A 23,224-nucleotide genomic window follows, 5' to 3' on the forward strand; every position below is an offset into this window, starting at 1 on the left:
AACTCAGGATTGGTTGGTCTCAAATAATTTAATTGATAAAAATATCTTTAATTCATTGGCTGCCCACTTATGGCAGAATCGTAAAGCCGTTCAGCATAGATCAGCTATAATCTGCAAGCTGTCAGAAAGTCGGCCCGAGGCATTGGCCAACGAGGAGTAAATGCCTACTCACCATGCCGGTCTACCTCGACTGCCCGCCCTCCTCCAGCCCGCTGCGAGCGATTCCAGCTAAACAGTAAGCTCTGAGATTCATACTACCCGACACGCGCCCATATAAGGATAATATCTTTCTCAGTAAGCCACTCTAATTACTAGCCTGCAGCGTGGTGCGATCAGCCCCCAATCGTGATTGATGTCGAGACGCTTTGACAGCAATTTGACAGCCCTAGGTTTCGAGCCCTGCGATCTGGTGCATCTACCTTCAGCTCTCTACTGGAAAACCAGCATACTTGCAGGCTGGTGCGTTTTCGATGGCGCCGAGCAAACCAAAGCCACACAGCTGTATTACTGCGACATCCATAATTACTGGCTCAACACCGTATTTTTAATCGCTCTGGGAAAAGAAAGTGAATCAATGGGCTTCTAGCGTCACTGGAAAGCAAGCCCGCTCCGGCCACAGCAAGTATTCTCAGCGATTTCTCAAATCCTCAAAATATGGGTGTTGGAACCGCACCCGGGCCAGTGCGCTTACCAGCCCCCTTTTGCAGGCTTTGCGAGCTCAACGAACCAATAGCAGTGTCGTTTGGCGCGCGTGATGGCGACATAGGCCAGGCGCAATGTCTCTTGGCCCTGAGCAGTGTCATAGGGCGCAGGATCACCGGGCTCACCCAGCCGAGCTTGCTCATATGCCATGTTTCGATGAGGCGATGTGGACATCTGAGCGCAGTCTCCGACGAGGAGCACCGCGTCTGCCTCCAAGCCTTTGGAGCCATGATAGGTCAGTAGCTTGATGCTGCTGGCGCGCTTAAGCTTTCTTGCCTTAGCCAAAATCGAGCTGAGCTTGATCCGAACTTCCTTCTTGGTGTCATTTTTGCGATACAACACAAGTACTGTCTGCCCCTTGTCGAAATGCTGCTCCACGAGATCGGCGAGCTGGTTGTCATCTCGATCCAGAACTTGTACTGGGAAGGCAAGATCCTTGACCTTGGGATGCGCTGCGATTCCGTGCTTGTCTTTGTTGGTGGTGATCGATTGCACCAAGCTTTCGGCTGCGTCGATCACCATCTGTTGGGAGCGGTAGTTTTCCTTCATAAGTACGTGAGTAGTGCTCGGTGAAGGGAAGTACGACTCAAAGTTTTCGAAAAATTTAGGAGAACTCCCTCTCCAGCCATAGATGCTCTGCCAGTCATCACCCACCGCCATGAGCGATGCAGGGTAGACTGCGGTATCAGTGGTAACGCTAAGCCCTCGATGCCGAGCTTCCCGAAACACTGCCCGCAGCCATGAGATGGTATTGGCCCCGCAGTCCTGGAATTCGTCTACAAGCAGATGCAGCATGGGCATGAAAATTTCATCCGGGAGTTGTTCCAGGTTGGCCGCACCTCGTTCGCCGAACATTTCGAACATCTTGTTGAAGGTGAAAATAGGAGGTGATTGGCTGGCGAGGTAGTCGTTAAAGGCTGGCCAGAAAATGGCGAGTGCATGGAAGAAAATCGCATCGGTGCTTTTCTGCGTAAAACTCATATTTCTCACGGCGTCAGTCACATCGAGCCCTAGGTTTTCCAGGAATGATGCCGTGGAATGGAACGCCTGCATGACGGGCGCCTCGCCCAGTTCACCCTCGAGCTCATACTCGAATTTTGGGCACTTTCTGACGTACCCTCGAAGTGCGTCGAGCGTCGCAACCCCTTCAGCGTAGTTATCCAGAAACAAGATGCCCTTGTCGCAATACACCTGGAACAGAGTTTTCTTCATGGTCGTGGCCCCCGTCAGCTTCATCCAGGGCATGGATTGCAAACACAGCTTTCGATCGTTGCTACCCACCCCAAGAATTACGTAGGCCTTCAGCTCTTCGCAGTAGCCGTTGGCGAAGAAGGTCAATCCCTTCAGGGTAACTGGAAACGGGCCGGCCTCAATACCCTCTATCGGCCAGGCACCTGCCGCACGCCAAAGGCGATCGACCGCGTCGGTCAGCTCCTCATCCCGCTTGGAACAATCAAGGATGCGGCCGACGCGCTTTCTTGCTTCTGCAGAGTTCGGACTCAATGGGAGTGGCTTAGCTGACGCGCGCACCAGTTGGGCTATGAGGCCCTGGAACGTCTCGTTGGTCTCATAGACGTGTTGATACGCTGCGTTCATCAGGTCGAGTTGTTCGGTGGTGAGGCGGATGTCGAGAGCATTTTCGACCTCGTTACCCTCTTCGTCTTCGGTGTTGCTGATCGAGAAAACTCGAACGCGGTAACCTTTGCGTGGGGCTGGCTACAGCGGATGAAGTCAAGGATCCTGGAGTGGAACGTTCGAACGATGCGGCCTGTGACCTCCTCGGTAAGGGTTACGCCCCAGAGCGCGAAGACCTCAGCTAGCTTGCGCCTGAAGTCCTTCCTGGATTCGCGGGTGAAGGTGACTACTGCGATTCTTTCTTTGGGTATGCCCAAGTACTTGTGCAACACCAGCAGACGCAGCACCATCGTGGTGGATTTTCCGCTGCCGGCGCCGGCCACGATGCAGGTCGAAGGATCTCTGGAAAAGATCATTTTCCACTGATCGTCCGTGGGCTCCTGCCCACTTAGGTGTTCGGCGACTCTATCTCTGATCTCCCGCTCAACCTCAGGGGTAATAGGGAATCGCCAGTTGGCGAAAAGATTGTGATCAACCTGAGGGCCTTGAGCTTGTACGGCGCGGCCTGGACGCAGCTCGATGATGCGCTTTCCAGCTTCAATGCCTTCGGACAGTCCCTGTTGGTGGCCTACAAGAGCGCCAACCTCTTGCCCTTTTTCAAGGCCCTTCTCAAGTCCCAGCGTGTAACCGGCATGATTGCCCTTTTTCCAACCATCTTCGTATCCACGCCGACATCCGTGCTGCCACGACTCCTCGTCATGAGCACGCTGGGAGCGAAGGACAGCAGACGCTAGGGCCGACAAAATGCGGGCCCCAATTCCTCGCGGTAACAAGATGTCACCTGCCCGTTCCTCTTGTCGTCCTTGTTCTGCAGATCCCACGCTGTGCCCCTCTGTATGTTCATTTTTTCTGCTGCAAGTCAACCGACCATCACTGGTCGCAACCGCTCTAGGTCGGTGGTAGACGCTGATGGTAATCGCCGAAACAAAAATTTACGACTCGCAATTCCCAATCGGTTGATTGCACCCGGTTTCGGTTAAAGTCGTCGCCCTTATCCTCTGCATTGGCTTACGGACTCGTCAAATGCCCGGCATCAAGCTCAATAACAGCACCCTTGCGTACTATGAACACTTCACGCAGACCATCAGTCTGAAAAGAGCCGAAAGGCCCGACCTCATAAATCTTGCGAATGCGGTCTTCAACCCCAACTGGAACGCTGGGTTGTTGCTGGTTGATGGAGCCGAGAAAGTGCTTACTCCGCTGGCGCACGAGATGCGGCACTGGGTAGACATGAACTGCTCAATCAGGGGCCTGAAAACACTTCAAGACATCTTTAGACTGATTGCAGACCCCAGCGATACGAATGCTGCCATCAGGCCCTTGAAGCAGGACTTGAAGCTGGATCACTTCATTGAACCGTATGATCACGCTGATCCTGCTGTGCAGTACCCTTGGCAGGTGGGTTTTCACCTGAGTCAGCCGAGATTCCACGAGCCAATCGAGCATATCTCGTTATGTTTCTTTGGTAGCCGTGACCTCCAGCGCAGGCGTGTGCTCTTCAAATCGCCCGTTTACCTCGGCAGCATGCTCGAGACCTGTGCGGTCTACCAGGAACAACGGGATGTCATGCCCCTCTTCCTCGACGAAAAACTGCCAAAGGATGCACGTCGCGGCGCCGAAGCAGCGGCTTTGAATTTCCTTCAGGATCCGACAGCGCCAGAGTACCACTCCATCATCCACGCGATTTCGATCGGGGCAAAGCAGCGCGAGGGTGTCCACGGCGTATCACTTGCTGCGGGGCTTTGCACCCTGCTACTCAACATGCCGCCGCAGATGCTAAAAGAAAGCTGCCGGCGAATAGAGGATGCTTTGAAGAATCGCAGGTATGGCAACGGGGCGGTTTTGGCCGCAGACCAAATGCGCGCGATGACCGCAATCAATCCGGAGGCTGCTCTGATCCATAATGCGGTGACAGAGCTCGCCCACCGCTCGAAATCCGGTGCGCTCCCCTACAGTGATGACCTGATATTCGACCTAGTGCCTTTTTGGAAAAAGCGGCAGGCCGAGTTCTTCGAGCGCAGCCACATGCATTTTGTCGCTCAGATCAATGCCATCCAGGGGCCGGAGTATTTCCATACTTCTATCCCTGCATTGATCGAAAATAATAAATGGATCATGGAGCAAAAAACGTTAGCGCTGACGCTCAATCGGCTGCCGAAGCGTCCGCCGATACTATTTGGCGACGGCTTCGTACTGGAGGGCGCTCCAGAATTTTGCGGCGTCGTGCCCAACTATTTAGATGCCGATTTTTCGCTGGCTGGTTCAAGGCTGGAGATCCGCGAGCTTGCTCCAGAGGTCGCATAGATCCGGGCTCAATTGCACCGTACGCGACTGGCTTTAGACCCGGCGGGCAGCGATGCCGTCGGTTGGTGTCGATGGTGGGATGGCTCGCCGAGTCCCGAAACTGGGTGACCAAGTCAAGCAGGTACCGGCCCTGGGCTAGGGGCATTTGAACACCGCAGTAAACTCGGGGCTCTTCTTGGTCAGAGTGATCGCCATTCTTGAGTTCTTGCATCACCTGATTCTCCAGCTGGTGGAATTGACCGAAGAGACTAGCCGCGGATGGGGTGTTTTGTGCTTCCCTCTAAGCCATCACGCGATCAACGGAGAGCGACTCCGATCATCATTTCAGCGAAGTCTATGCAGCCGCCACAAATGGCATCACTTCGAAATGGATTCGACAGAGACCAGCTCCAGGTACTTGTATTTTTTCTTCTTTGCGGCGGCCTTGGCCTCCTGCTCAGCTATCAGCTTGCTTAGGCTGCTCGAGTCGTGCACAAACACTTCAACATCGCCTTCGTACACCTGTGACACATGCAAGGTCACTCGAAGCTTGGACGTATGGTAGGCACTGGTTTTCTTCAAGCGAACCGGCGTGCTTGGAGCTGGTGGAGACTGGGGTATTTCAGGTGCTGCAGGTGGCGCTGGCGGCGCTACGGGATCCACCCTGGCTCCGAAGAGTGCCTTTCGCATTTCTTCTTCACTTAATTGAATAGTCATAGATCTACCTTGGAAAGCATTAGAAACTGTCACGGGTATGAGTGCCAGTCGTCCTGCGGTTGGCGATTTTATAAGGGGGATTGATCGACTGCGTGGTCGAGATCTGCGGATGCCGACGATAGCACTGGGATTGCAAGCCATGCTCCCGCCGACCACCACACCTTATCTTCATCGCCAGCTGTTCCGCTGGGACAGCCGGCTTGGCACTGCCGCACACAACCGATCGCGCGCGCGATGAGTCAACTCTTCAGATCGCTAGGACTTGCTGCTCCTCACCGGCAGTCGGTGGTGCTGCCAACTCGCCGATGTCCTCGTCATCTTCATCCATGGGTGTGCTAACCGCGGATGACCATTCCCGTAGCTCTACTACAGCCGGGAGCTTTTCCAAGGCATTAGTCGGTTCGATCCCGAGCTCAGCTAGGCGCTGCAGAAGTTCTCCGAAGATTTCCTCTTTATGCATGCTCCAGGATGAAGCAAAACACCGCCAGAACGTCCAGCCCGCACGCTCGAGAATACGTTGGCGATTCATGTCTGCCTCCCAGCGATCGGGGCCATGGAAAGCGTCCCCATCACACTCGATGGCCAGACGATTATCGTTGGCACCTTCTACGACCATGTCGAGCCTGAATGCCCCACTCTTCACCTGCGGGATGACGCGGTATCCCCGCTCAACCAATCTGCTGAAGACCTGCTGCTCAAATCCAGACTCGCACAGCTTGATGAGGCCATCCTGATCGACCTCCTGCTCAGTTAGCGGTTTGCTGAAGTACTCGAGAAGTGTACGACGAACATCTTTCTGGGAGAGGTGATCGAGGGTGACCGAGCGAATCAGGTACATCCTGTCGCGCGCACGGCTGGCTGCTACGTTGAACCGCTGTTCAGCAGCATTACCTGACAGCGGATGGCAGTTCTCCGGATCTGCAACCATGGAAATGAAGATGATATCGCGCTCGCTTCCCTGGAAGGTGCTGGCGTCACCACACGCGAATTCGCGAGCGTGGAGCTCCACGGCCGGGCATCGTTCACGTACTAGCGAATCGATGAATTTGGCTTGTTCCATGCCCCCTAGCAGTGTCACCACACCAATCGAGCGACCCGCATACTTGTCGTCCTTGATAAGTGCCTGGATTTCTTCAACGATGGCTTCTGCCTCAAGCTTGTTGCAGCCCTTCTTGTTCCTCACTCCGTCTTTGACATAGATGTCCACCAGCGGTGGATCGAGGCGCTCGGATGGTCGAGGGATTCGAAGGGGCTGGATCGCACCGCCGTAGAACTGGTTGGAATAGGAAATGATGGGAGGGACGCAGCGGAAGTGCTCACGCAGCATAACCATGTGACCAGCGAAGACTCGCGATGCCAAATCGTAAAGAGATTTATCCGGCGTCATGTCGGCGCCATAGGGCTGGTCATTCAGGAACCGGTTACGAAGCTCGCCGATCCTCTTGCTGGATTTGAAACCACCATCGGGAGAAACCTGCTTGTCATCCCCTACTACCAGTACCTTTTTGGCCCTGACGATAGCCGGCAAAGCCCATAAGTCTGACTGGCTCGCCTCATCCACAATCACCAGGTCGAAGGCGCCTATTTCCGCCGGCATGGACTCAGAAATCTTGGCGTGACTCATGATCCAGCATGGCACGGCGCCGGCAGCATCCTGCATGCACTGTTGAGCATCGCGGCGATAACGCTCCGCGTTCGGCCCTGTCCCCTGCCCTATCTTGCGTATCGCTGTCGAGTAGCCGGCTAACGCTTGCAGTACCATCGGGCTGGCATTGGCCTTAGTGGACAGCCACGCCGCTCGGCTCACCACTTCCCGATACATACGCGCCAGGCCAGCTTCGAGTTTTACTCGCTTGCCGTTTAGCTCGACGAGTTCATGACGCGCTTCGATGCTTTGCAGATGAGAGCGTATCTGCGCATGCTGCCACGCCTCCTTCCAACTGCTTGGGAAAGCCAGGTCTTCAGCACCGTTCTCAACAGGGACAGTCAACAACCGCTCGGAGAGCTTTTCCGCCCCAGCTATCATCACCCGATGCGCGCCCTCCCTGACATGATTCAGGTGGCCACCGAGTTCTTTAATCCGCTGCAGTTCTGTCAGCAGGTCTACATACTGGGATACGATCCGATGCGTATCCTGATCCGGGCTGCCCAGGCACTCCAGAACGAATGTACGAAGCCGGCTGGCGATGGGGCCCTCACCCGCGATTTTGGCCTGCAGAGTCGCGAGCGAGGCGCCCGCCATACTGAGATCTAATCGCGCAAGGTTTTGAGTGAGGTGATCCCGCAGGCCACGAATCTCGGCGATTGTCAGCCGATGCATGTTATCCGGTGGGTCTGCGAAGACCTCCTCGCAGAGCGGCTGTACCTTATCGACGTACTGTGAGGTGAGATCGAGGGCCGCCTGAACTGTACTAATGGTCAGCTCCAGTTGCCTCAAATGGGCCATGCCCGCTTGAAGTCGCGGGATCCCCAGGGTCTCGGCCAGCGGGTTCCAACGCGCAGTGAAGGATCGCACGTTCACGTGAAGCTTCAGGTAGTCCTGAACGGTTTTCCAGTGCTCGGCAGACTTCGGCGCTGAGCCATTGATCCGGACATGACTGATGTGTGTCTTGGCTTGGGATGCCCCGAAGCTCATCAGACCAAACGGCTTTCCTGTTTCGGAAGCTCTATCCACGGCCTCGGACGTTTTCTCGCAATCCAAGGCTTCCTCTGGGAATTCAACAAAGTTTTCCAGCATGGCCTTGCGCCGTTGCATCAACGCCTGCGCGGCTGGAAGCATGCCTACAAGGACTGAGATCTCACTGTCGTAGCGGCGACCTGCCGCTTTGAGGCGCAGCTCCAGCGACCAAGGAATTTCGCAGTCCCCGCCTTCGTGCAACACCTCAAGCTTTTCTTCGCACTGACCCAGTTCCAGATCCAACTCCCTGGCGGCGGCGACAACGGCTTCACTGTCGGATTTCAGGGGCATGAGATCACCCTGGCCCAGGGCATGTTCAAGCGACTTTAACTGGCAGAGTGAGCCATGGAGCTTGCCGATATCCGCCGCTGCCGGTAATTGCTCCATCTCAGGCAGACTGGAGTTGACGTAGACAAGGTCATGCCCGAGGTCGCGACGGGCCTGTCTTAAACTCCTTCCGAACTCATCGTCGAAAGGCAGGGAGTGTTCGGAAGACAATGAAAGTTCGTCGGCAAACCAGGCGTATTGGTCGCCGCCCTTCATCAGGAGCTCAGCAAGCTCTTCCGCACGATACTTGGCATCGCCTACCTGGATATCCGAAAGCTGATTCAGGGCAATCTCATTGACGCGGCGATCAAGCCTCACCAGCTCGGTATGAGCAAGATCAATGGACTGGTGCAGGCGATCAATCTCTCCCCGAGCAAGTGATGGATTGATTTGCGAAACTTGGTGTTGGATAGCCTCAATCGAGCCTTGGAATTGCCGGATCCCCTCGCGGTCACTGGTCAGCAGTGCAACCGTCAGTGGCCGAACCTCAGCCGGTATTTTCGACTGGAGTACCTTCAGGGCCTGCTCGCCACGTGAGGTGACAAGCACACGTTTGCCAGTCGCCAGGTAGTGGCAGATGATGTTGGCGATCGTATGGGTTTTGCCGGTACCGGGAGGGCCCTGAACCGCCACGCCTGGTGCGTGCTCCAGACGTTGAACGATAGTGACCTGCTCGTCATTGTATGGGAGAGGAAAATACAGTTCCTTGGGCTCAGCCCTCGATCCATCCATACTTCGGCTGGACAGCCCGCGGAAGTTGACGTGCTGGTAATCGATTGCAATCGTCGATGCCGGGGTCACCAACGCAAGCGGGCCGGCAGGCAGCTCTAGACAGTCCTTAAGTTTCTCTCGGATCTTGCGAAGGTCGTTGATCAACCAGTTGCTGGGTTTGGGGCGCGCAAACACGACCCACGAATCGCTTACCTGCAGCGTGTCACCTGGTTCCGGGAAGCCCTGGGCGCCGTCTCCCATCACCTCCAGATATTTGCCTTTGCTGTCTAGGCTTCTGGCCGAGAGCTTGAGTACATCAGCAAAGGTTGATGGCAAGAATGGGTTCAAAGGGGAGTCGGCATGCCTGCCCAGGTGATCGCGAATAGCTCTTTCGCACTCGCTGGCGCCAGGGATATTGGCGTTAATCAGAGCATCGAACTCGATCATCGGCTCTGTAGCACGCGGGCGGACTTCGACCGCCATGCTCTCCTCGTTCAAAGAGATGTCGAGCGCCTGGGTCAACAAAGGATAATTGAATCCCTGCTGCGCATCGTTGATTGTTAGCGTACAAGCGCTGACGCCGATGCCCCATACCAACTCCCGGGCAGATTTTCCCGTCTCCATCTGCTGCATCAATGCAAACATGTCGCCATAGAGGCTGATGGTCTTGCGACGGGGCTTCTCAAGCTCAGCCCATTCGTGCCACTGGATAAGGTATGTCGTAAGCGCAGCCGAAGCTTGCGTGCGCACCTCGGATTCCACTGCGCCGATATCGCCCTCCGGATCTTTGTCCTGCTGCTCGCGGATAAGCTGGAGGAGTGCCTGCTCGGAGAGCGCTGGGGGCTTGGCGGGATTGTCACTGACTTTGATGAGGGAGCTGTAGCCGCCATCAACTGGTGCTGGAGCACGTGATTCTTCGAGCCGTTCGATCTGCAGCCAGACATTGTCGCCTGGGAATTGGAGATCAAAGTGCAATCCAGGGAGACCTAGAATGCCCGCCGGTGGATACACGTCATTAACAGAGCTCGTTAGCTGAAAACGCGACGGATCAAGCTCCTTGAGGCTTTCCTCTGCATACTCAAATAGCCGGCTGAGGAGCTCGTTAGGCGTCCGTTGCATGTTGATACTCCGTAATAATTCAGGGGTGCGATTACATCGGTAAAGATGGCGCCAAGGATGCCATATTGCCTCTACACGTGGTCTCGAAATTAATCTCTTCCGACGAGTGTCCAGACTTACTGGGCAAGTTCAGATTGAACCGCAGGTACCAGTCTTCCGCAGATTAGGCGTAGAGGCATGTACGTCCTATCTATAAGTGTGTAAATCGCTCGATCCGTCTTGGACAGAATCAAATGTCCAATCGGCCAGCCCTTCACAGCCACGGGCAAGGTAGTCAGATGGTACGCCTACTCTTGGATCAGCCCCCACTGCCAATGCGGCAAGCCCTGCACTCTGGGCCGACGGGTTTAATCCATCCCACCAAGAGATACGGACAGCATGATTCTCACAGGCCAGTGAAATTCGCAGCAGCATATCTTCAAGCTTTGCACCGCAGCGGAAGCCTTCTTGTAGCGACTGACGCACCAGCTGACAGGTCTGGTCGCTTGACTCGTGCCAGGCGAGAACATACGCCCACCCTTGATCAGTGGGGGCCGTAAAAAATGTCAGTAAATCGAGCGCTTCAGCCTCTGGCCCCAGATCCTGGATCTTGCGCCCAAGAAAATCATAATCTGGGAAAAGCAGGCCTGTGGCTTGTATCGAGCAAGGAGAGCTTGACCAAAAGACAATGAATCGGAATTCAGCAAAATTCCTCTGGGCGAGTGCCGCGTCGTAGATGACTTTGTGCCAGTGGAGATGCTGAAAACCAAACGCCTGACCTTGAGCAGCAACCTGTAGTAATTGGCGGTTGGCTTCAGGCAAATCTGGGTGGTCGATCATAGCTGCCAGGGAGCGTGCGGCATTCTCTTTGACAAAGTACTCACGACAAACGCTGCGGTAGGCGTAGAGGGCAACCTGTTCATGATCGAATGTCAGTGGCCTGTCATCGATAGGCGCGAACAGCCTGTTGTCGTGGTGCTTGCACATGCCACGGAAGGTAGAAACCTTATTGATCCCCGCTTTCTTCAGTTGAGGCTTGCCCCCGGTAGCTCTCAACGTGGTGAGATCTGCGGAGAGCCGGTAAACGTGACCCTGTTCCTCGATCAGACTGAGCTGGCCGCCCTTCTGGATCGAATGCGCAGAGATGATGGCGTCGCAGCGGGCCCCATTTTCGTGATGGAGGCATCGCCCCCTGTTGCGCTGCTGCGCCATTGCTGCCTGATGCACCTTAGTAAAGGACATGACGGTCTCTATGTATTGGTGCCTACTCAGAGGATGCATTCCGGCACTATAGGTCGCTAGATGCCCGGGGCACCTTTCAAACCGATAAGAGGGGCATGTTCTCTCAGGCTCTTACGGCCTTTCTATCTGCCGATGGGGCGGACGGCCATTGGTATCTGGTGCCGGCAGCATCCAGCTTCATAATCGGAGCCAGGGGGCCGAATGGCTCAACCTTTTCCATGAGCATTTGGGATAGACGCTGATGAGCGAATCTCCAACCTGACGTGCCTTCATCATGGCTACGCGGATTTCCTTTGATCTGATGCATGCTTCATCTCCTAGGTCGTTTCGAAGGCTTGGCGTGCCCGGCAATTTGCTGATCCTCTACCCCTGAGGAGGCATCGCTACCCTCCTCCAGGCCTGGTTCATCAATCTAAGCCTGCCGCAGTTGCTCATTCTCTTTTTGAAGCGACGCTACCATCGCCACGGTTTCTTGCTCACGTAGATCGGCTACAGCGGCGGCCTTGTGGAGTGCCTTTACCTCTTCACGCAGAGCTGAGATCTGCTCCATGAGGTGTTCAGCCACCCCTGCGGACTTGGCCTCACCCTGGCGTAGTGCCTCAATTTGAGTGTTAAGAGACTGAACCAAGGTTTCCTGAGTGTGCAGGGCTTTGGTTTGCTGCCTGGCTTCACCGAGCAGGCGTTCATTGTCGCGATTCAGTCGGGTCAAATCGTCCTGTTTTACGGCAATGGTCTCCCGCAGCTTGCGCTGCTCAACTTGCATCTCATGCAGTTGAGATTCGTGCTTGCGTTGATCCTGATCCCGCTGCTCCTTCGCCGCCTCGCGATAATGCTCGAGCGCTCCACGCGCCTGAACGTGCTTTTCCTCCAGCGATTGGATGTGCTTGTCCTTTTCAGCAACGAAGGACTCTAGGTCGGAACAACGCTGACTGAGGCCTGCGTTGCGGGTCAGCTCAGCCTGAAGCGAGGACTGGGTGGTTGCGAGTTCAGCGTTCTGCGTCTCTATCGCGGCCTGTTGGGTGGCCGAATTACGTTGAGCGGTCGCTAGCTCCGATCTGAGCTCGATGATCTGGTTTTCCAGCGCGGCCCGCTGCAGGTCAAAAGCTGCGGTCGCCTGGGAGATTACATCCTGGCCCTCCTCCATAAGCTGATCCAGCAGCGTTTGCACCATGCCGTTGAGCGTGTCGCCCATACGTTCACGTGATGCCGCGGGCTCTGGACTGGAGGGCTCAAGCTCTTTTAGGTACCGAGAAATCGTTGTCTTGGAGCCCGTATTTCCGAGCTCTACGCGCACTGCGTCGATGCTGGGGTTGGCTCCCCTGGCTAGCAGCGCCTGACGTGCTTCTCGCACAACAGCTTTATTGATTCCGCCTCGGGCCATGGGGTCTCCTACGATTCAGTACTGTGTTACATGTCATGTAAGTACATAACACTGAATTGAAAGTTTACGCTGTTTGATCTTGATTTTCCAGAAGACCATAATAGTGCTTTATGGCTTCTTGACTCTTTGAGACGCCCGGAAAATCGCCCATAGGCGCATGCAGGCAGAAACGCTCCGATTTTGAAGGCAAAGTACGATGGAAAAGGCAGATCGGTACCTCAGCGCCGGCACCCGGGAGAACACACGAAAAAGCTATCGGGCGGCGATCGAGCACTTCGAGGTGACTTGGGGCGGGTACCTGCCCACGACCGGCGCGGGCATCGTTCGCTACTTGGCGGAGTACGCCGACAAGCTCTCCATCAACACTCTGAAGCAGCGCCTAGCCGCCCTGGCGCAATGGCACATTACTCAGGGTTTCCCTGATCCAACCAAGACCCCTGACGTTCGCCAGATGATCAAGGGCATCAGGGTCGTGCATCCTGCAAAGGTGAAACAGGCCGCCCCACTGCTGCTGAAGCACCTGGAGCAAGCGGTCACATGGCTTGAAGGGGAAGCTGCAGCTGCGATTGAACGGGGAGATTACAAATCGCTGGTGCGTCATCGTCGCTCGGTGGCGATTATCTTGATTGGGTTTTGGCGTGGCTTTCGTGGCGATGAGTTGGCCAGGCTAACGGTCGAGGATACCCAAGCTATAAGTGGTGAAGGCATTACCTTTTTCCTGCCCTACACCAAGGGTGACCGCCAGCATGAAGGAACTACATTCCAGACGCCGGCGCTCGCCATGCTCTGCCCAGTGGAGGCCTACATCAACTGGATAACAGTTGCCGGAATCGCGAAAGGCCCGGTGTTCCAGCGGATTGATCGCTGGGGCAATCTGTCAGGCAAAGCCATGCAGTCGCACAGCCTGATCCCTGTGCTGCGGCGCATTTTCAAAGAAGCTGGGTTGCCTGAAGAGCTGTACAGCACCCATTCCATGCGTCGAGGCTTCGCGACATGGGCATCGGCAAACGGATGGGACATCAAGGGCTTGATGGGCTATGTGGGCTGGAAGGACATGAAGTCGGCGCTTAGGTACGTGGACTCGGGCACGTCGTTTGGCGGCCTGGCGTTGCGCAATACAACCCCCAAGCTCGTGCCCCATGCCTGAACAAAGATCAGATCGCCCTATGAGGTCGGGGGCCGAACGGATGCGTACATCGGCCCGACATACTTGATGGGGGCTCCATTGAACGATTCGGCCATCTGATTTTTACCCGCCATCCAATCCTCGAAATCTTGCGCCCGCTCATTCAGAAAAGGGTGGTCAGCAACTGAGGCGGCGATCAAGAAAGCAACGGCTTGACCTGTTTCCACGCAAACCAAAAGCTCACGATTTACGTGCCAGCTGTTACAGCCTTGTACGCCGGTGAGCGAAAATCCGAACTCATCGTTTCCCTCGGGCCCGGTCGCCTCTATATGGCTCAGCACCGACAGCGGGTTCGGGTGAGCTCCATAATCAATTGAAGCGTCGTACATGCCTCTGACGTACTCCGCCATCACAGGCTGAAAGGGCTGCAAAATCTTGATTGCCTTATCGACAACGAAGACATTCCTGCAAGCTTTAAGGTCGTCAGTGCTCCGATGGCGATTGAGCCATATATCCGCCCTTGTCTCATCCTGACTGACCAAAAATGCATAGCAAGCTGATTCAAGGGCGGCACGGGCTACGGGAAAAACCAGTACCACATGACCTGACAGGGCCTCGCGCACGGCGCCGAGAAGAGCTGTATAGGCATTAATCGCAAGCAAGGCTGCGACTGGCGTCAACTCCAAGGGGCGGTTGAAAAACTCACGATGAAACACAGCGTCCATTTCATGCACAAGGTGCATCAATTCAGGCGGAGCAGCCGCATGCCCTTGGGAAACCTCTGCTGTTGCATCAAGGTATTCAGCCAGCGTGCCTGCAGTCATTTTCATCAGTCTAAACTCCAGGGCAAAATGGTTTGATGCTCTCACGACTCCGCGGCGACGTATTATCACAGCTATCCAGCAGCCGTATACCTGCTGGCAGCGTGGTCTGGCTTGGAAAGAGCCTTCCGGGCTTGGTACGTTTGTCTCGTCATCCAAGCTCAAATCCGGCCGAACCACCTCGGCAGACGGGTGACCACTGGCGAAATCCCGAATATGCTCAGCAGACGACCACCTCCTCCCAGCGAAGCTCAAGGTTAATAGAATGCTGCTCACGGAAGATGCCCTTGAATTCGCCCGCCGGCACATCGGTGCTTACTACGACACTGACTTCTTCCCGAAGCCCTTCGAATTTATGGCTGTCTGGCACTGCTGGGACGAGGTCAAAGCCTACCTGCTGGCAACGCCTCTAAAAGACGTTTTGAGCAGTCAGCCCCGCGTCTTACCGTGGCACAAGGCGCGAGGAGGATGCCGAGTTGTCCATCAACTCGAGCCACTCGACGCGTTGATCTACACCGCCCTCGTTTCCCTGGTGGCCGAAAAGGTCGAACAGGCGCGCATGGGGCCGGAGGTGTCCTGTGCCTACCGTATCCAGGTCAGTTCCAACAGTTTCTTCTCACGGGGATCGGGCTTTGACACGTATCGTGAAAACTGTGAGCGGCTGGCGAGCCAACACAGCCATGTGCTGTCCACTGACATCAGCGATTTCTACAACCAGATCTACTTGCACCGCATCCGTAATGGGCTGGAGGAAATCGGCGCTGGTGCCGCCCTCTCCAAGGAGATCGAATCCTTCCTGATGCGGCTCAACATTAAGTCCTCACAAGGGTTGCCCGTGGGCCCCGCGGCCTCGATCATCCTTGCGGAAGCGGCGCTGATAGACGTCGACCAATTCATCGCGCATAGGGGGCTCGAGCATGTCCGTTACGTTGATGATTACCGGATATTCAGCGACGACGAGGCGGAGCTGAAGGCCATCCTGGAAGATCTGGTGGTGTACCTGCACCAACAGCACCGGCTAGGTCTGGTCTCGGAAAAGACCAAGATTCAAGACTCTGCGACCTTCCTCCATGTGGAGCTGAAGAACGCCTACCAACTGGAGAAACTTGATCTGATGCGCAGCATTGAGGCCGGCAATCAGTACGGTGAGTACCAGGACGAACAGGCAGAACACGATGAAGATGAGGAGGAGGATCCGGAAGACAGCGATGAGTCCAGCCTTGGGGAACGCCTCTCTGAAGCCCTCATGCGCGCAAAAGAATCAGGCGTGATCGACCTTGGGGTGATGCGAGCCATCATAAGACGGGCTAAGAATGCCCGAGACTATACGATTGCCCCTCTCCTCACAGAAGATCTCGAGTTCTACCTGCCGGTGATAAATGACGTAGCACTCTATTTTGATTCCCTTCCCCCTGCTGACCATTTTGTGTTGGCGCCAGCTCTATCCCACGCATGCCGTCAGGGCCATCTGGAGAGCCAAAGCGCAAGGGTATGGATGGGTTGGTACCTTGCAAGGCATGTGGGTGCGAACACGCCAGTGTTGAAGCAGTACCTCCAACGGTGCGGTATCGCCATCGCGACTGCGGCCGAGCTTTCCAGAGGGAACCGCGCGTGGTCAAAGGAAGCAAAGCAAAGGGTATCCGGTACCGCTTCCTGGGATCGAAGAGCCTTCATATTGGCGCTCAGCGGACTGTCTGAAGATGAACGAAAAGTGAGTCTGCAACTGCTGAAGAACAGTGTGTCATTGACCAAGCTGGATGGCTGGGTCTGCAAATGGGTGCAAGACGGCGCACCGGGCTTCTGAGCTCAGGCAACCGCCTGGGCCTTGGTGAGGTGGTTTACGTTACATCAGCAGAATCTGAAGCCGTGGAGCGCATGATGAGAGGCTATTTGGCGTGCCATCCACCAATGCGCAGCCGGATCGCCAGCCGATTAGGTTTCGGTATGCACCGCTTCGTCATCTGGCTTTAGCTCTCTTGGCTTACCCGGTTGGAACAGGTACCGCCCGTTCGCCATCAACACCGTACCCACGAAATGCGGGATCGCTAGACTCTGCAGATCTCGTTCGCGGGCATCACCTTCCATCCGGTGCTGCACCAGGTCGTTGTTATAGAAGCGCAGGGTTTTGGCAAAGGCCAGCGCCATCGATTCAGGTTGGGTGGAACGAGGATTCGCATACAACAGTGAAAATGATTCACCGAACCACCAGTGAGCGGTCAATTTGTCCCTCTTCTCTACCGCCTTGTGACGGTGGTAAAGGTTGGTCAGGACGACCATGTCGACGTTGGAGTATTCATCCGCCGGCGCATAGGATTGATTGGTAAACAGCCCTCGGCTTCCAGTGAGGTAAGGGGCCGCCGAGTCGCCATCAAGTCCCTACCGGGGCGACCTTTGTTGCTTGGAGATACCCCATTTACCCTGCCCCCGGGCGTCAATTTGGACGTTGATCGCCAGTGGGTCGTAGAGCACTGCCGGCATGATGCAGTACTCCTAGTCGAAAACTGGGAGAACTTCGAGCTAACCGAACAGACGCCAATCCTCAAATCGGTGCCTGGTAATCCTCTGGTGGTATTCCGTGGGGCACCAGGTAGCTACAAGATCGACAGTGCGCATCGCCTTCTGAAGGATCTTGGTTTGCCAGTCATCGCGTTCACCGATTATGACCCTGAGGGTCTCGCGATCGCAGCCACTCTGCCTTTTTTCAGCCAGTACCTTGCTCCCGGGACGCAATGCCTGGAAAAACTCTGCAGCAGATTGAGCACTCAGCGCAGGTATCGCGAACAGATCGTTCAAAAGCGCTCGATGCTTGAGGCGCTTGATGATCCCGAGCTGAAGCGTGTGTTTGAAATTATCAAAACTGCGGGCAAGGCCCTACCTCAGGAAAGTCTGATTGGACTGTCGAATTGGCAGGAGTAGGCAGTAGACCTTCAGCTTTTGCAGGAAAAGCGGGCCGCGGTATGCCGCTCTCACCCCCGCGGAGGACACCGTTCAATATGGGAGCGAGGGCTGTAGAGCCCTATACGTGCCCACGCGGGCGTTCATCATGAAAAAAGCGATTTTCGGCTACAGAATTCGACGGCGTAATTTCAATCAAAATCGATGAGTCGCGTTTTTGGCTCGCGCCTCAGCAGGCGACAGCGCTAGCCTCAATACTCACCGAGCGAACAAGAGATCAAGGATGACTCCCGCTTTCTCCTTGCGGGAATGGCGCTGTGAGACAGCAGCTCTTCATCGCAGAAAGATGAGCCTCTGAAAAAAATTCCCAATCGGGCTCAAGGTTTCTCAAAACGAACCGTTTGTCATACCTATGACATTTTGAGAATCCAGCTTTGAACCTACCAACGATCCCATTCCCCCGTTGCTTGAAAGGCGCCATGTCGTTTGCCGACTCCATCCAAGGTCGTCGTCAGCGTGGGGCGTGGGAGCGCCTGATCAGCTACATCGAGTCATCTGACTCCCTTTCTGACTTCGATAAAGCTGCAGCCTTCGCAGAAGGTTATGCGCAGGGGCTGGTAGACAGCGAACAGATCGAAATCTCCACAGAGCGTGACTTATTGATCATCTCGATCGTTGACGAGTGGCGGCGGCATTTCATCCACTCCAATGTTTCGTCCACCTGTAGCACTCTCCTTCTCCAAGGACATTCATGACTTCAAAATTTCAGCGCTACGCCGATGATGAAATTTCAGACCCAAGCATCCAAATGCCTCATCAATTTTTGGCCACCAGCACCCAGCAATATCCGATTGATATCTTGGTTTCCCGTTTGGAAAAACACTTGGCAGACCCTTCTTCTGCTCACGAGAAATATCCTTGGGCAGCGGGATTTGTGATGGGCATCCCTGTTCCATCTTGGCAGCGTCAAGTGGTCTGGAATGTAGGTCAAAAGACTCGGTTTATTGTTGCTGTGTGGTCTGGGGCGGATCTCGGGAGCTATCTCACTAATGCATGGTGCGATTCCGGCGTGGGGCGAGCTTTGGCAGAGAACAGTGACATTCTGATCGATGGGCAACAGCGTCTGCATAGCTTTGAAGAGTATTTCCTTGATCGCTTGGCTGTCCCAGATGTTCAAGGGCAGCCGAGGGTGTGGTCTGAAGTTGGTAACGGAGAACGCAAGCGGTTCTTGTCGACGGTCTTTACGCACGCCCATGTATCATCTGATGACGAACTGTTGTTACGCAAAACGTATGATCTTTGCGCCATGGGTGTAGCTCCTCGTACTAACGATCAGCGCGCGGCTCGATAACCTTTAGAGCCTAGCTGTTGTGGCATGCCCCTTTGGGGATGGCTGTCGTAAACCCAGCCCTGTCTTTCGACAGGGCTTGGCCCTATGGGCTTCCATCCTCATGCCCTTCGACCGTCCAGGTCTGCGCGCTCCGCTTGCACGATGACCCGGGTCACTTCTCGGTTTGTACATTACCCGCACCTTCATGCACCCATCAAAAAATAGGGCATTTATTTAGCCAGTGATTGCAGTGGAGTGTCCATGGTGCTCGACGAGTCCGCGAACTCGTTAGATGGTTTGAGTTTCACTGTCTTTGAATCTATCAAAAACTCGAAATCTCGCGGGCTAATGCCCAACAAAAGCTAGTCGGGCGTTTCCGCCTCTTGGCTAGCCTGCTCAGAGGTCAGATCATTGGTGGCAAAAGAAAGTTGAGTAATCGCTAAAGCTTTCGGACTTTCCTTCCGTTTAGTAAATAACGGCGAAGCTGATGCGAGCCGCCGTCAAATCCCATTTATTTCACTGGAAAGAAAAGATAGGAAAAATATGAAAGAGCTCGAAATTTTCAAAGACGAAAATAATCTCCGATTTTCAGTTGGGCGCTTCAAAAATCTGCCAAGAGACTCGCAAGAGTTATCTGTAAAGGCTAAATACTATAACGTCATGGTTGCCGAACTAACTGAAAAAAGAGTCGAGATCACTCTGGGCGAGTTCCAAATTGTGCTATCGGCAGAGCAAGCGCATGAGCTGGCCTGCCATCTTGTTCTTGCCGGCTTCGATGCGGAAAAATTTGAAAACCAGATGGCACCAATCTTGTAAAGCTTGAGATTTTTAAGCTCGCTAGAAATCACCCTACAACGGTCACTCCTTTTCTATCAAGGGGGAATGGTGCACCAGCCCTTCTCCTGAACCTAATCAATCTGCCCCACCCTCGCGAACGTCGACGGCTTCAGGCAGTTGCTCTCCCATGTCTCCCGTAAATGCCTCGCGGCGGAAAAGACCTGGTGATAGCAGAAGGAAGTCCACCGTGATGACCGGGGTGGTTGACGGATTTTGATGCAGAGGCCTCACGATGGATGGCTCTGTACACCAATCCGACCTGAACCTTGAGAAGAGAAGAAAAAGGTCAGGACATTTTTCGCGCCATCACTGAAAATGCTCTTCAGCATCGAGGTAGGGGTAACGCGACATGAAATGGCTTCTAGATCTATGGGCTCGATTTTTCCCAGACAACAGGCCGGAATGGGAGAAGAAAAAGACCTCAAATTCATCACGGCGCTAAACAATCTTAAGAATTACTCCGTGACCGACCGTGGCGGATTATCTATCGATCCTGAAGAGCTGCGCGGGCAAGCAATGGCTGACCGCGTAGAACTTAAGCACCTCGTACAGACGCGTTCACAGCCCATGCCTCAGTCCTCCGCTGAATCGCGTAGTACCTCTCATAAGCATGCGTCTCTGGCCTCCGTGAAGGTCGGCGACTATGTCCAGCTCGTGACCTGGCGGCAGTTGAACGCTGATGCATGCGTGCGCTACGTGTGCCTCGAGTCATTGGCTTCAAAGCAGTTCGCCGTCGCTTCCACAGACTACTTCTCCCTGCTTGAGGATCGTGACGAAACTGCTCTCGATGCGAAGGTAATTCAGCGAGTCGCACGGGCTGTGATTTCTACTGAACTTGAGTGGTTCGACTCACCCAGCGCAGCTATGGATGCGTCCGACGCGAGCATTTGAGATGCCTTGAGCAGTCGCATCACGCTTTGCGATGACTCGCACACCAAGCATTCATCATCTAGCGCCATGCTCCGATTACGCTCAAAAGTTTTCGGTGCCTTCAACAGCTGCATATGCCTCCAAGCTGACATCAACCGCCCTGTCCAACCTAAGTAGCGCCCCACTCCCCTGCGTTTCTTCGGCATCAATGCAGGCTGCAGAGTCAGCGAAGATCACGATCGCCTTCTGCCCAGTCTTTGAGCTGGGGTAAATGATCCCGTCTATCTGAGCTCCATCGCCCGTACGGTAAACATGTCGAAAATATTCGGTCACCACCTGGGTGGGCACGTACTCAGCGTGTGCCCTATCACTACGCTCAATAGGCTTGGTGAAATCGTTGATAAAGTTATTCATGAACCGGTAATAGTTACGCAGCGTCTGGAGCTTTGGATCGAAAAGACTGGGTATAGGAAGCGACTTCGATAGATCCACCACCCTAAGATTTCGAAGGGCAGTGAACTCACCCGAGGCGACCTTCTTTCCCTTCGCATTGTCGGGTTCGTAAATCTCACGAATGGCTGTGTTGAGATCGAATGCGCCATAGAACATCGGAATGCCAACTGGACTCATCCTGTTTGGCATATTTGCTCGTTCGGCAGGAGGGGGCCCAGATCCTTAGCCTGCGTTTTAACCTCGTCCTGATTGACGATCCGAACTCGATAAATTTTTTCCCCTGCCGGAACCGTATCGATAAGACCCAGATCTCTCACAACCCGGCCCAATGTCTCCAAGATGTCAACCGGGTTCATTTCGTCATGCTGGTCATGATCGTATGTTGGGTTAACTGCCTTGAAAAAAACGAATCGCGCGGTGTGAGTGATGAATCTACTGAAGCTCTGCCAGCCGTAAACCAATATCTTGTGAACAGGGAGGGAATACGGGTCTTTCTCGCACCATCCTGCGTCATGAATTGACCCGGCAATGGTATCTAGAATTTCTTCGGGGCAATCGGGGCCTACGTCGTAAAGCAGTTCATAGATGTTGTAAACATCCCCCTGCCACCCACCTTCCCGGGTCTCGTAGGGAAGTCCTTCACTGGCTGGATCGCCCCACTCCAAGAACAAGCTGTTCACCACGTGCTCTATCACACTATCCATGTCGGATACTCTGACTGATCTTTGGCAGTAGGTGCAGGTACCGGGGCTACGATTCCTCCTAACGAATTTTTTCAGTCCAGGGTCTTGAGCGCATCTCTCGCAGACAAAGGTATTCTCAACGCTCGAATAGCCGTGTCCCATTTCCTCGTCCAACATCCTTTTGACTCCACCCATCCCGGAAATCTCACACTGTAGTGGATCTAATCGACAGGCTTTTGCCGACGAAAAAATCTGGAGTATATCGAGACCGGTGAGCCCTACACAGCCTTCAAATGGTACAGGTGAAATCGCAGGCATCGACTTTAGCCATGCGGCGGCAATTGGCCAAATCTACTGAGACTGATCGCGAACGTCTAGAACCAACGCTTAGCCTCTTCAAGGAGCTATCGACTCTATCCGATCCGTGTAGCGACGTGCCTCGCGACTTCACCCTGGTACAGCCAACACACGAGCTTAAGACACGGCCCATGCAGCTAAATTTGCGTGAGTTTGCCTTGGTCGTTTATCCACGGCACTTTAACCGTGGATTTACTCGACTGCACGGTCTGAGCCAGAAGAGATCCCGCGGCCCAAAGCTGCTCCATCAACCAAAACGCCTCCTCAAAACTGAGTGAGAACGAGCGACCATCAATGCTCAAACATGGCAGGTCAAGATCATCATCTAGAGCGATCGCGAGCTTGTAATAAGTCGGCTCACCATGAAGCGATTCTGGATGCCGAAATGATCCCGAGGCGCAAAACTCGAATCCTTTTTTCTCCGACTCAAAAGTCTGCAATGAGTCACGCTCAGTCGGTAATGTTCGCGTTTGGATCAGCTGGCACCAGGAGGCATAGGCCTTCAACTGCGAGATCGATTCCGCGGCACCCTGCAAAACCCCGAGATGCGAGTAGGTCAACAACACCCTGGCAAGACTTTTAGTCACCTCGGCGCACTGCTGCCCCGTAAAGCAATACTCGGAATCATCAAGGACAAGAGAAACGTGGTTATCTACCACTTCGACCGACGCCATGTACGGTTCATGATCAGCAAAACCGTGCCACCTCATCGGGCGCTCGACCATGAAAACGACATTGCTTGCAGCAAAAACCTCACCATTCATAAAGCATCCACCAATTAATTTGAATGCAAATACAAACGGCTCGCGGCGCCTAAAACTTTAGCAACAACCAAAAAATTACCGATCCACTAAGAAAGATGGCCTCATCAGCTATCGCCCCTATCCTAGCCAACCTCTTCACTCACCCTTCACACGAGCGCCTCCAAAGCAACTGTTTGTTCTCAATCGTGCAATATCTCTGTCGTCACTTCCCCCTATTGCACCTGCCCGGCCGAATTGGGCCGAGATAGCCTCATTGATCTGACGTAAGACTTTAGTCGTAGAGTGCATTGTTATGGAGTGATGATGAACACTCTT

The 23,224-nt window shown here is 54.4% G+C and carries 20 protein-coding genes; 9 read left to right on the forward strand and 11 right to left on the reverse strand.

Translation table 11 applies throughout. The features are described from left to right. Window positions 1–687: 687 nt before the first annotated feature. Entirely contained in the window at window positions 688–2,298 is a 1,611-nt protein-coding gene (locus tag RHM58_RS25110; protein WP_322268458.1) for a 3'-5' exonuclease, read from the reverse strand. Further along, window positions 2,298–2,693 carry a UvrD-helicase domain-containing protein gene (locus tag RHM58_RS34120; protein ID WP_416195339.1) on the reverse strand — a complete coding sequence of 132 codons (396 nt, stop codon included), beginning with the start codon at window positions 2,691–2,693 and terminating at the stop codon, window positions 2,298–2,300. Before RHM58_RS34120 ends, RHM58_RS25110 begins: the two co-directional genes overlap by 1 nt. 111 nt (window positions 2,694–2,804) lie before the next feature. Between RHM58_RS34120 and RHM58_RS25120 the strand changes: the two genes are divergently transcribed. Continuing rightward, window positions 2,805–3,071, forward strand: coding sequence for a hypothetical protein (locus RHM58_RS25120; RefSeq protein WP_322268460.1), 267 nt, complete (start codon window positions 2,805–2,807; stop codon window positions 3,069–3,071). Between the two features lie 289 nt (window positions 3,072–3,360). Next, on the forward strand, window positions 3,361–4,641 hold the full coding sequence (locus tag RHM58_RS25125) for a hypothetical protein (protein ID WP_322268462.1): 1,281 nt from the start codon (window positions 3,361–3,363) through the stop codon (window positions 4,639–4,641). A gap of 357 nt (window positions 4,642–4,998) precedes the next feature. Here RHM58_RS25125 and RHM58_RS25130 read toward each other — a convergent pair whose 3' ends face one another. From RHM58_RS25130 to RHM58_RS25145, 4 genes are all read right to left on the reverse strand, one after another. Continuing rightward, the gene (locus RHM58_RS25130; protein WP_322268463.1) at window positions 4,999–5,337 is read right to left on the reverse strand and encodes a hypothetical protein; all 339 of its coding nucleotides are present in this window, start codon (window positions 5,335–5,337) and stop codon (window positions 4,999–5,001) included. A 247-nt stretch (window positions 5,338–5,584) separates the two neighbouring features. Continuing rightward, window positions 5,585–10,171, reverse strand: coding sequence for an AAA domain-containing protein (locus RHM58_RS25135; protein ID WP_322268464.1), 4,587 nt, complete (start codon window positions 10,169–10,171; stop codon window positions 5,585–5,587). A gap of 186 nt (window positions 10,172–10,357) precedes the next feature. Then, entirely contained in the window at window positions 10,358–11,392 is a 1,035-nt protein-coding gene (locus RHM58_RS25140; protein ID WP_322268465.1) for a hypothetical protein, read from the reverse strand. A gap of 412 nt (window positions 11,393–11,804) precedes the next feature. After that, window positions 11,805–12,773 carry a DNA-binding protein gene (locus RHM58_RS25145; RefSeq protein ID WP_322268466.1) on the reverse strand — a complete coding sequence of 323 codons (969 nt, stop codon included), beginning with the start codon at window positions 12,771–12,773 and terminating at the stop codon, window positions 11,805–11,807. Between the two features lie 196 nt (window positions 12,774–12,969). Between RHM58_RS25145 and RHM58_RS25150 the strand changes: the two genes are divergently transcribed. Further along, a complete protein-coding gene (locus tag RHM58_RS25150; protein WP_322268467.1) occupies window positions 12,970–13,920 on the forward strand; it encodes a tyrosine-type recombinase/integrase in 951 nt (316 codons plus the stop codon). A gap of 17 nt (window positions 13,921–13,937) precedes the next feature. Here the strand turns inward: RHM58_RS25150 and RHM58_RS25155 are convergent, their stop codons facing one another. After that, window positions 13,938–14,729: a hypothetical protein gene (locus RHM58_RS25155; protein WP_322268468.1), complete on the reverse strand. Its 792-nt coding sequence runs from the start codon at window positions 14,727–14,729 to the stop codon at window positions 13,938–13,940. Window positions 14,730–14,985: 256 nt separating this feature from the next. Between RHM58_RS25155 and RHM58_RS25160 the strand changes: the two genes are divergently transcribed. Beyond that, the gene (locus tag RHM58_RS25160) at window positions 14,986–16,524 is read left to right on the forward strand and encodes an RNA-directed DNA polymerase (RefSeq protein WP_322268469.1); all 1,539 of its coding nucleotides are present in this window, start codon (window positions 14,986–14,988) and stop codon (window positions 16,522–16,524) included. A gap of 128 nt (window positions 16,525–16,652) precedes the next feature. On the opposite strand, the gene RHM58_RS25165 is transcribed toward RHM58_RS25160, so the two are convergent. Then, complete coding sequence (locus tag RHM58_RS25165; protein WP_322268470.1) at window positions 16,653–16,940, reverse strand: hypothetical protein; 288 nt, start codon at window positions 16,938–16,940, stop codon at window positions 16,653–16,655. Here RHM58_RS25165 and RHM58_RS25170 point away from each other — a divergent pair. The 5 genes from RHM58_RS25170 (at window position 16,929) to RHM58_RS25190 (ending at window position 20,673) form a co-directional block, all read left to right on the forward strand. After that, window positions 16,929–17,636, forward strand: coding sequence for a hypothetical protein (locus RHM58_RS25170; RefSeq protein WP_322268471.1), 708 nt, complete (start codon window positions 16,929–16,931; stop codon window positions 17,634–17,636). The genes RHM58_RS25165 and RHM58_RS25170 overlap by 12 nt on opposite strands. 458 nt (window positions 17,637–18,094) lie before the next feature. Continuing rightward, on the forward strand, window positions 18,095–18,370 hold the full coding sequence (locus tag RHM58_RS25175; protein ID WP_322268472.1) for a hypothetical protein: 276 nt from the start codon (window positions 18,095–18,097) through the stop codon (window positions 18,368–18,370). Beyond that, window positions 18,367–18,966, forward strand: coding sequence for a DUF262 domain-containing protein (locus RHM58_RS25180; protein ID WP_322268473.1), 600 nt, complete (start codon window positions 18,367–18,369; stop codon window positions 18,964–18,966). Before RHM58_RS25175 ends, RHM58_RS25180 begins: the two co-directional genes overlap by 4 nt. Window positions 18,967–19,488: 522 nt before the next feature. Continuing rightward, the gene (locus RHM58_RS25185; RefSeq protein ID WP_322268474.1) at window positions 19,489–19,761 is read left to right on the forward strand and encodes a hypothetical protein; all 273 of its coding nucleotides are present in this window, start codon (window positions 19,489–19,491) and stop codon (window positions 19,759–19,761) included. Window positions 19,762–20,151: 390 nt separating this feature from the next. Continuing rightward, the gene (locus RHM58_RS25190) at window positions 20,152–20,673 is read left to right on the forward strand and encodes a hypothetical protein (RefSeq protein WP_322268475.1); all 522 of its coding nucleotides are present in this window, start codon (window positions 20,152–20,154) and stop codon (window positions 20,671–20,673) included. A gap of 81 nt (window positions 20,674–20,754) precedes the next feature. Here the strand turns inward: RHM58_RS25190 and RHM58_RS25195 are convergent, their stop codons facing one another. From RHM58_RS25195 to RHM58_RS25205, 3 genes are all read right to left on the reverse strand, one after another. Beyond that, window positions 20,755–21,294, reverse strand: coding sequence for an RES family NAD+ phosphorylase (locus RHM58_RS25195; protein ID WP_322268476.1), 540 nt, complete (start codon window positions 21,292–21,294; stop codon window positions 20,755–20,757). Further along, a complete protein-coding gene (locus RHM58_RS25200) occupies window positions 21,279–21,965 on the reverse strand; it encodes a HEPN-associated N-terminal domain-containing protein (protein WP_322268477.1) in 687 nt (228 codons plus the stop codon). The genes RHM58_RS25195 and RHM58_RS25200 overlap by 16 nt, the downstream gene beginning before the upstream one ends. Before the next feature lie 317 nt (window positions 21,966–22,282). Then, window positions 22,283–22,909: a hypothetical protein gene (locus RHM58_RS25205; RefSeq protein WP_322268478.1), complete on the reverse strand. Its 627-nt coding sequence runs from the start codon at window positions 22,907–22,909 to the stop codon at window positions 22,283–22,285. Between the last annotated feature and the right edge of the window lie 315 nt (window positions 22,910–23,224).

The sequence above is a fragment of the Pseudomonas sp. 10S4 genome (assembly GCF_034344865.1).
GTDB lineage: Bacteria > Pseudomonadota > Gammaproteobacteria > Pseudomonadales > Pseudomonadaceae > Aquipseudomonas.